This window comes from Pseudomonas sivasensis, from assembly GCF_013778505.1.
In the GTDB taxonomy this organism is placed as follows: Bacteria; Pseudomonadota; Gammaproteobacteria; order Pseudomonadales; family Pseudomonadaceae; genus Aquipseudomonas; species Aquipseudomonas sivasensis.
The window spans coordinates 1-8,707 of the sequence record NZ_JAAOWU010000039.1 but is presented as its reverse complement, the minus strand read 5'-3'; the positions used below and the strand labels follow the sequence as shown (position 1 = coordinate 8,707).

The window sequence follows — 8,707 nt, the reverse complement described above, 5'->3', positions numbered from 1 at the left end:
CCTTCTTGACTGAGGCACCGCCATCGGGGGCAAGCCCCCTCCCACATTGGATCTCCATTTGTCAGGACCGGCCGAGTATGTGGCTCATGGTGGTCTTGAGCTTCAGCGCCGCCAATCTTCCAGACACGACACCGGTCAAAGGTGGGAGGGGGCTTGCTCCCGATAGCTGTGGACCAGTCGACACCTTCTTGACTGAGGCACCGCCATCGGGGGCAAGCCCCCTCCCACATTGGATCTCCATTTTTCAGGACCGGCCGAGTATGTGGCTCATGGTGGTCTTGAGCTTCAGCGCCGCCAATCTTCCAGACACAACACCAGTCAAAGATGGGAGGGGGCTTGCCCCCGATAGCGGTGGACCAGTCGCACCTTCTTGACTGAGACACCGCCATCGGGGGCAAGCCCCCTCCCACACTATTTGGATCGGTTTACACCTGATGAATCAGGCTGGGTTTTGCACTGCGATCACTGGCTCAACACCACATCCCGCATCGCCGGAATGTAGCCGTAGTCATAAGCCTCCTGCACAAACGAACGATCACCCTTCAACACGATCCTGACCGTCGGCGCCTCGGTGCCGCCGATGCGATAGTCATCGCCGGTGGTGGGCACGCTGTCGATAAACGACGTCACCAGGCCGTTGGGCATCACACAGTGAGAGTACGTCTGGAACGGCTGCGAAGGCGGGTTGCCCAGTACCAGCCCCGACGCATTCATCAGCGTATAGGGGCCGAACAGATGATCACTGACGAACCCATAGACGCCATCCGGCCCCGTCACGCCATCCGCATAGGTGAACTTGTGGCTGATGGTAAACAGGTAGTACTTGTTGTCCTGGAACACATAGTGCGGCCGTTCGGTCTGGTCGTTCACGCCAACGGCCGTGACCAATGGCGGCAGGATTTCCCACTCGTCACCGTTGAGGTCCTTGGCCACGGCAATGCCGATGCATCCCACCTGATAACGCGCACCACCCACATCTTCATGCCCTGGCGGCACCAGACCTATTTCATTCGGGCCCACTTCGTGAGTCCCGCGCTCGCCGGCCACATTGCCTTCGAACACCATGTACAACTTGCCATCGACGGGATCGATAAAGGGGCTGGGATCGCGAAAGTTCCAGGTCGCATTCTGCGCTTCGGTTTGGTAGTAGGTGCCGTCGGCATCGAACAACGACTTGACCTGATCAAAGCCCTGGAGCGTGACACCGGTGTCCGACGTGACAACCTGGCCCCTGACTTTGGCAATCGTGGCACCCGGCGTGACGCAGGTGTAGTACAGGTCGATGTCACCGTTGTTATTCAACAGAATCGGCGTGCCCGCCCATTCACGGGTGGTCGGCGAAACCCCTTCGGCCATGACACGGCCGCCGAAGATCCAGTCTTTGCCGGTGCGCGAATACCAGTAGCAGATACGCGCATGACCATGGCGGTCTTCCCAATCGCGCTTGATGTCGTAACGGCCATCGGCATTGATGAATTGTGGATCATGGGGGCGACGGTCGGCGGTCAAGGTGAAGATCACCGACCAGCCATTCACCGATACCACCGTGCCATCCAGTTCACGCAATGGCATGGTGTCCCAAATAAAGACCGTGTCACTCATGACAGGAAAGTCAGGACTCACTAACGGCTGTGTCGTCGTCGGGTCATTCTCATTAACTTTCAGCGCATCGGCCCGTGTCCAGCGAGTGGGTGTGTGATTCGCATGTTTCATGATGATGTCCTTTTGCTAACGCTTAAGTGACAAGCGAAGATTAAATAGCACCTGGCAGTCAGCAACTTAATACTGACTGAAAGAGCAAGAGATAGTTGGCCCTGCAAGTGCGCACCAAGGTTTAACATGGGCACTTGCTTATAGCAACATTAAGAATTATTCATATTGCAAAGGCCATCACTGTATTTATATCCTTGATATAAATACAGTGGCACTTGCAATAAATGACAGCTAAGTAGAAAGCTAGCTACTCAACTACCGAATACCAGCGCCCCAGCCTGGGCGCCGGCATTCTTCTGTGTGAAGTCCTTGGCTTGCGCCGCCGTCTTCAAGGTATAGGCGTAGTTGGAACTTGCCGTCCATTGTGCTTTGGGTGACTTCTGGTTGGTGATCGGCGGCACACTGTTTGTATCAGTGAACGTCCCGGTACCTTTGTCATCCAACATGCCTTTATTTTGGCTGCCTTCGCCAAAATAGTTGCTTTCAGAGAGGATATTGGCGTTCTGCGCGAGGGTAAAACCGAGATGGAAGTTATTGACGTAGTTGTTATACACATGGAAATAACCGTAACGCATCAAGCCGGGCGCGCGTACTTCCATGTTGTCGAAGCGGTTATGGCACAACGTCAGGCGCGGATAACCGTTGAACTCTGCCTTATTATCATCCGCCGGATGCCCGAAAATCAGCCCGTACTTATGACTGCCAAAGAAGCAGTTGCTGATGGTGGCATAATCGGCTTTTTCACCGATATACAGCAGTTTGTCTTCGCTGCCGTCAGTGGTGGACCAGGTGTGCCCGACAAAAGAGCAATGATCGATCCAGTACTTGCTGCCGTAGTTCAAGTACACCTGAATATCGTCATTGGCCTTAATGCTCGCCGAATGTTTGAAGATAATATTCTGCAGAATAATGTTCTGGGACTGCGCGGTTGCACGCAGGTGAATATTCTCCAAAGTACGGTTCTGGAATGAACCGATCAGGGTCTTGTTGGCACCCATATTGACCTTGGTCAGGCTCGACGCCGAGATATTGCTGTTGATCACCAACACCCGTGGGGTGGTGTCGCCAATGTTGGCCTTGAGTTGATCCAGCGTGGTGATACTGACCACTTGGCCAGACCAGCCGCCGGTGACTTTTGCCGCAAGGGCGAAACCGGTCAGGCCGGTGAGTTTGCTTTCTGGATACGACATGAGTTCCCTCTCTCTCTATAAAAACGGCTCGATGTAACGAGCCTGTGGGGTAAGTTAATCCATTAACTTTCACACAGTGTTTGGCATGGCTGAGGTTGCCAGGGTTTGGTTGGTCAGCGCTTAAACACTGTGTTTATGTACAGTATTCATCATTCGCCTGGCCGTCAACCCTCAAGTGAAAAACAACCAAAAGTGGGAGGGGGCTTGCCCCCGATGGTGGTGTATCAGGCACATATACAGTGACTGTCATTCCGCCATCGGGGGCAAGCCCCCTCCCACATTTGCCCTGCGGTGTTCTTCCAAGCGTTATTTGGACACCGGCATCGCAAACTCCGCGCCTTGCTCGATGCTCTCCGACCAGCGCTGCATAATCGATTTCTGCTTGGTATAGAACCGAACACCCTCAGTGCCGTACGCATGCATGTCGCCAAACAGACTCTTCTTCCACCCCCCAAAACCGTGCCACGCCATCGGCACCGGGATCGGTACGTTGATGCCCACCATGCCCACCTGAATACGCCGCGCAAATTCGCGGGCGATGTTGCCGTCGCGGGTGAAACAACTGACGCCGTTGCCGAACTCGTGGTCGTTGACCAGCTTGATCGCCTCGCCAAAGTCGTTCACCCGCACACACGCCAGGACCGGGCCGAAGATTTCTTCGCGGTAGATGCTCATCTCTTGGGTCACATGGTCGAACAGGGTCGCGCCGAGCCAAAAGCCGTTTTCCAGGCCCGCTTCGGTGGGCACGTAATCACGCCCGTCCAGCAGCAGTTGCGCGCCGGCCTGCACGCCTTGCTCGATGTAGCCGCTGATGCGTTCCAGTGCAGCGCGGGACACAATCGGGCCCATCTCGGCCTTGAGGTCGCGGCCGTCGGTGATGCGCAGTTGCTTGGCGCGCTCGGTCAAGGCAGCGATGACTTTGTCACCGACGTCACCAACCAGCACGGCGACGGAGATCGCCATGCAGCGCTCGCCGGCACTGCCATAAGCAGCGCCCATCAGGGCGTCGACGGTTTTTTCGATGTCCGCATCAGGCATCACCACCATGTGGTTTTTAGCACCGCCCAGCCCCTGCACACGCTTGCCGTTACGCGCGCCGGTTTCGTAGATGTATTGGGCAATCGGTGTGGAGCCGACGAAGCTCACGGCCTTGACGTCCGGGTGTTCGATCAGTGCATCCACCGATTCCTTGTCGCCCTGCACCACGTTGAACACGCCTTTGGGCAGGCCGGCTTCACGCAGCAGCTCGGCCATGAACAACGAGGCGCTCGGATCGGTCGGGCTTGGCTTAAGGATGAAGGTGTTGCCCGCCGCGATGGCGATCGGATACATCCACATCGGCACCATCACTGGGAAGTTGAACGGCGTGACGCCGGCCACTACGCCCAACGGTTGGCGCAGGGTCCAGTTGTCCATGCCTCGGGAAACTTGGTCAGAGTGTTCGCCTTTGAGCAGGTTGGGTATGCCGCACGCGAATTCCAGAATATCGATACCACGGTCCACTTCGCCCTGGGCGTCGGTGAAGACCTTGCCGTGCTCGGCGACGATGATGCGCGCCAGGTCGTCCTTGCGCTCACGCAACAGGTGCAGGTACTGGAACAGCACGCGGGCGCGGCGGATGGGCGGGGTATCGGCCCAGCTGTCGAAAGCGGCTTGGGCAGCAGCAACGGCTTCGGATACGGTCTGGCGGCTGGCCAGCGCGACGCGCCCGGTTTTTTCGCCGGTGGCGGGGTTGTAGACGTCCTGATAGCGATCATCGCGGGACACGCGCTGGTCGTTGATGTAGTGCTCGATGGTGGTTGTCATGGCAGTCGATCCAGGTGGGTAGCGTTGGAACACACGATAGGCTTTCGCTTTGTTCCAAACCAGAGCAGAATCCTGAACTTATTGTCCACATACGCGAACAATCCACCCATGGAAAAATCTGAGATCGAAGGCCTATGGACCCATATCCACTGGCTTTCCATATTGGAAGAGCAAGGCACTTACACGGCTGCCGCTGCGCGCCTGGGCGTGAGCAAGTCTGCGGTCAGCCAGCGTATTGCCGACCTGGAAAAGGCCACCGGCACCCAGTTGGTCACGCGCACCACGCGCAGTGTGCGGCTGACCGATGCGGGGCTGTCGCTGACCCGTGAAGTGCGCAGCGCCTATGCGCAGATCGCCCGCAGCTTCTCGTCAGTGCGTGACTCTGTGGGGGAGATTCGCGGGCTGGTGCGCCTTACCGCGCCGGTGGCATTTGCCCGACAGCAACTGGTGCCGCATCTGTCGGAATTCCTGCAGCGTTACCCGCAGGTGCGTATCCAGCTGGATGTGTCCGATGCGCTGAGTTCCCTGGCAGCCGAAGGTTACGACCTGGCCGTGCGCCACGGTTTCCAGGTGCCGGAAACCCACGTCGCCTGGAAGCTCTGCGACACCGGGTCGGTGCTGGTAGCCACCCAGGATTACCTGCAACGCCACGGAGAGCCCCGCGAACCCGGCGAGCTGTCGGCACACAACTGCCTGTTCTACCCACGGGGCACCGACCAGCCCGCCTGGACCTTCGAACGCGGCAGTAAAAACGTTGAACGCCTGACCGTGCCCATCGCCGGCAGCTTCGCCACCAATAACAGTGAGGCGCTGCGCGACTCCGCTCTCAACCACCTGGGCATCGCCCTGCTCCCGGACTTCAGCGCCCATGCCGCGCTGACCAGCGGCAAGCTGGTGCAGGTGCTCAAGGACTGGACGCTCAAGGGCGCATTTGCCAATGAGATCTACTTGATTCGGCCGTATTCGCCCCATGTGCCGAAGTCGGTGAGTGTGTTGGTGGGTTATCTGAAGGAGAAGCTGTCGGGGGGCTTTCGTTATCTCGGATAAGGTTTGCCTCTTGCTCGACGGAACTAAAAGTCCATAATGGACAAATAAGTTCAACAAAAGAGGCATTCATGTCCAGCACCCCGCATGTGATCAACCAAACCCAGGCCCGCGAACTGCTGGGCCAAGTCGATGTGCTGCAGATCCTACGCGCACTGTTCCGCGACCTGGCGGCCGGGCATGCGGTGCAGCCGCCCCAGCAATGGGTGGAATTCCCCCTGGGCGCCGGTGACTTCATCAACTACCTGGGCGTGCTGGCGCAGGACGGCGTGTATGGCATGAAAACCTCGCCGTATATCGTGCGTGAGCAAGGGCCATTGGTAACCGCCTGGACGCTCTTGATGTCCACGCACACCGGCCAGCCGCTGCTGTTGTGTGATGCTGCAGAACTGACCACCGCACGCACCGCCGCGACCACTGCGTTGGCGGTGGATGCGCTGGCGCCACAGGCGGCTCGGCGACTGGCGATCATCGGCAGCGGCAACGTGGCCCAGGCTCACCTGCACTACGTGAAAAACCTGCGGGATTGGCAAAGCATCAACTTCTTCTCGCCCAGCCTGACCGCTACTGACTCCACGCTTCAACGCCTGGACCCACGCGTGAGCATCGCTCCAACCTGCGAAGCCGCCCTGGAAGACGCCGACGTGATCCTACTGTGCACGTCATCCGCCGGCCCGGTGATTGACCCTTCGCGCCTGAGCAAACCGGCGCTGATCACCTCCATCAGCACCAACGCACCGCGCGCTCACGAAGTCCCCCCCCAATCACTGAACGAAATGGACGTGTTCTGCGACTACCGCCAAACCACGCCAGGCTCGGCGGGCGAGATGCTGATCGCCGCCGAACAACATGGCTGGAACCCAAGCGCAGTCATGGGCGACCTGCCCGAACTGCTCAGCGACCAGGTGAAGCGCCCGTCCTACGACCGTCACGTATTCTTCCGCTCCATCGGCCTGGGCCTGGAAGACATCGCACTGGCCAATGCCCTCTGGAGACTTCTATGAACCACGCAGATTTCATCATCATCGGCGGCGGCATTGCCGGTGCGTCCACGGGTTTCTGGTTGTCGCAACACGGCAAAGTGAGAGTGCTGGAACGTGAATCTCACCCGGCCTATCACTCCACCGGGCGTTCGGCTGCGCTCTACACCGCCGCCTACGGCACTCCGCAGGTGCGGGCGTTGACCCTGGCCAGCCGGGAGTTTTTCGACCACCCGCCGGCAGGGTTCTGCGAGCATCCCTTGCTCACACCGCGCGGCGAGATGACGGTGGACTTCACCGGCGATGCGGCCGAGTTGAACGCGCAGTACCTCAGCGCCAAGGCCACCGTGCCGCAGGTTGAACAGCTGAGTGTCGACGAGGCCTGTGCGAAGTTGCCGATCCTGCGTCGGGAAAAGGTTCACGGTGCGATCTATGATCCCACTGCCAGCGACATCGACACCGACGCCCTGCACCAAGGCTATTTACGCGGTATTCGTCGCAAGGGCGGCGACGTGCATACCGACAGCCATGTGCTGGGCTTGAGCCGTGACAGCGGTGGTCTTTGGCACGTCACCACCCAACACGAAACCTTCACCGCGCCGATCATTATCAACGCCGCTGGCGCCTGGGCCGACCACATCGGTGGGCTGGCCGGTGCCGCATCCATTGGCCTGCAACCCAAGCGCCGCTCGGCGTTTATCTTCGCCGGCCCCGAAGGCATGGACAGCCATGCGTGGCCAATGCTGGTGGCGCTCGACGAAGCGTTCTACATGAAGCCCGACGCCGGCATGTTCCTCGGCTCACCGGCCAACGCAGACCCGGTCGAGCCCCAGGACATCCAGCCCGAAGAATTGGACATCGCCATGGGCATCTACCAGATCGAAGAAGCCACCACCCTGACCATCCGCCGCCCCACGCGAACCTGGGCCGGACTGCGCAGCTTTGTGCACGACGGTGACTTGCTTTCGGGCTTCGACCCGCGAGTGCCAGGGCTGTTCTGGGTAGCGGCGCAAGGCGGTTACGGCATCCAAACCTCACCGGCCATGGGCCAGGCCAGTGCGGCACTGGTGCGCGGCGCACCGCTGCCGGAGGCACTGACCCGGTTCGGCCTCGACGCTGGTATGCTCTCCCCCGCCCGCCTGGAGCCCCATTGATGAACACCGTCGAACCCGACAACGTCTTGCAGAACTTTCGCGCGATCGCCGATGCCATCGCCACGCTGTTCTTCCCCCACGCCGAAGCGGTGCTGCATGACCTGCGCACGCAAAAAGTCGATTACATCGCCAATAACCTGTCGAAACGCGCGATTGGCGACGACTCGGCGCTGGAGGACATGCTCAGCGATGACGTCAGCGAAGTGAATATCGGCCCCTACGAAAAACTCAACTGGGACGGTCAGAAAATTCGCAGCCTGAGCACCGTACTGCGCGACGCCAACGGTCGGCCCCTGGCGGTGCTGTGCATCAACCTGAATATTTCACTGTTCGAAAATGCGAAGGCGGCATTGGACCTGTTCCTGTCGCCAAGCAAGCTGATCCCACAGCCGGACGCGCTGTTTCGCGATGACTGGCAGGAACGCATCAACACCTTCCTGCATGCCTGGATGCGTGAGCGCCAGTTAAGCCTGAACCTGCTGACCCGCGACCACAAACGCGAACTGGTGCTGGCACTGCATGCCGAAGGCGCGTTCAAGGGCAAGAGCGCCTCGAACTATGTGGCCAACGTGCTGGGTATGGGGCGGGCAACGGTTTACAAGCATCTGAAGGAATTAAAGGGCTGAACCTTCAACCCTGGATGAGTTTTTTGGTGAGCGGGCTTTTTGCCTTGAGCAGGCCTTATGTGGTGAACAGGATTTTGTAGTGAGCGGGCTTGCCCCGCGCTGGGTGGCGGAGCCGCCCCAAATTCAGACGCCTCAGTTCCAACTGAAGGTATGCACTGTCAGTAATGGGGCGGCTTCGCCACCCAGCGCGGGGC

Annotated in this window: 7 protein-coding genes; 4 read left to right on the top strand and 3 right to left on the bottom strand. The window is 59.1% G+C overall.

Features of this window, described 5'->3' with window-relative positions; all coding sequences use genetic code 11:
* Positions 1–462: 462 nt before the first annotated feature.
* From G9Q84_RS28905 to G9Q84_RS28895, 3 genes are all read right to left on the bottom strand, one after another.
* Complete coding sequence (locus G9Q84_RS28905) at positions 463–1,713, bottom strand: glycoside hydrolase family 68 protein (RefSeq protein WP_095186431.1); 1,251 nt, start codon at positions 1,711–1,713, stop codon at positions 463–465.
* Positions 1,714–1,964: 251 nt separating this feature from the next.
* On the bottom strand, positions 1,965–2,903 hold the full coding sequence (locus tag G9Q84_RS28900; protein ID WP_122756392.1) for a pectate lyase family protein: 939 nt from the start codon (positions 2,901–2,903) through the stop codon (positions 1,965–1,967).
* A 306-nt stretch (positions 2,904–3,209) separates the two neighbouring features.
* Positions 3,210–4,709, bottom strand: coding sequence for a CoA-acylating methylmalonate-semialdehyde dehydrogenase (locus G9Q84_RS28895; RefSeq protein ID WP_099603337.1), 1,500 nt, complete (start codon positions 4,707–4,709; stop codon positions 3,210–3,212).
* Between the two features lie 108 nt (positions 4,710–4,817).
* Here G9Q84_RS28895 and G9Q84_RS28890 point away from each other — a divergent pair, with 108 nt between their 5' ends.
* The 4 genes from G9Q84_RS28890 (at position 4,818) to G9Q84_RS28875 (ending at position 8,513) form a co-directional block, all read left to right on the top strand.
* Positions 4,818–5,756: a LysR family transcriptional regulator gene (locus tag G9Q84_RS28890; protein ID WP_032885451.1), complete on the top strand. Its 939-nt coding sequence runs from the start codon at positions 4,818–4,820 to the stop codon at positions 5,754–5,756.
* Positions 5,757–5,824: 68 nt separating this feature from the next.
* Positions 5,825–6,757: an ornithine cyclodeaminase family protein gene (locus G9Q84_RS28885; RefSeq protein WP_181644537.1), complete on the top strand. Its 933-nt coding sequence runs from the start codon at positions 5,825–5,827 to the stop codon at positions 6,755–6,757.
* The gene (locus G9Q84_RS28880) at positions 6,754–7,887 is read left to right on the top strand and encodes an NAD(P)/FAD-dependent oxidoreductase (RefSeq protein ID WP_179179225.1); all 1,134 of its coding nucleotides are present in this window, start codon (positions 6,754–6,756) and stop codon (positions 7,885–7,887) included. Before G9Q84_RS28885 ends, G9Q84_RS28880 begins: the two co-directional genes overlap by 4 nt.
* Positions 7,887–8,513, top strand: coding sequence for a helix-turn-helix transcriptional regulator (locus tag G9Q84_RS28875; RefSeq protein ID WP_032885454.1), 627 nt, complete (start codon positions 7,887–7,889; stop codon positions 8,511–8,513). Before G9Q84_RS28880 ends, G9Q84_RS28875 begins: the two co-directional genes overlap by 1 nt.
* Positions 8,514–8,707: the final 194 nt, after the last annotated feature.

Excerpts from the sequence above, each read along its gene's own strand:
- G9Q84_RS28905 (WP_095186431.1), bottom strand. The coding sequence starts at position 1,713 with ATGAAACATGCGAATCACACACCCACTCGCTGGACACGGGCCGATGCG.
- G9Q84_RS28900 (WP_122756392.1), bottom strand. The coding sequence starts at position 2,903 with ATGTCGTATCCAGAAAGCAAACTCACCGGCCTGACCGGTTTCGCCCTT.
- G9Q84_RS28895 (WP_099603337.1), bottom strand. The coding sequence starts at position 4,709 with ATGACAACCACCATCGAGCACTACATCAACGACCAGCGCGTGTCCCGC.
- G9Q84_RS28890 (WP_032885451.1), top strand. The coding sequence starts at position 4,818 with ATGGAAAAATCTGAGATCGAAGGCCTATGGACCCATATCCACTGGCTT.
- G9Q84_RS28885 (WP_181644537.1), top strand. The coding sequence starts at position 5,825 with ATGTCCAGCACCCCGCATGTGATCAACCAAACCCAGGCCCGCGAACTG.
- G9Q84_RS28880 (WP_179179225.1), top strand. The coding sequence starts at position 6,754 with ATGAACCACGCAGATTTCATCATCATCGGCGGCGGCATTGCCGGTGCG.
- G9Q84_RS28875 (WP_032885454.1), top strand. The coding sequence starts at position 7,887 with ATGAACACCGTCGAACCCGACAACGTCTTGCAGAACTTTCGCGCGATC.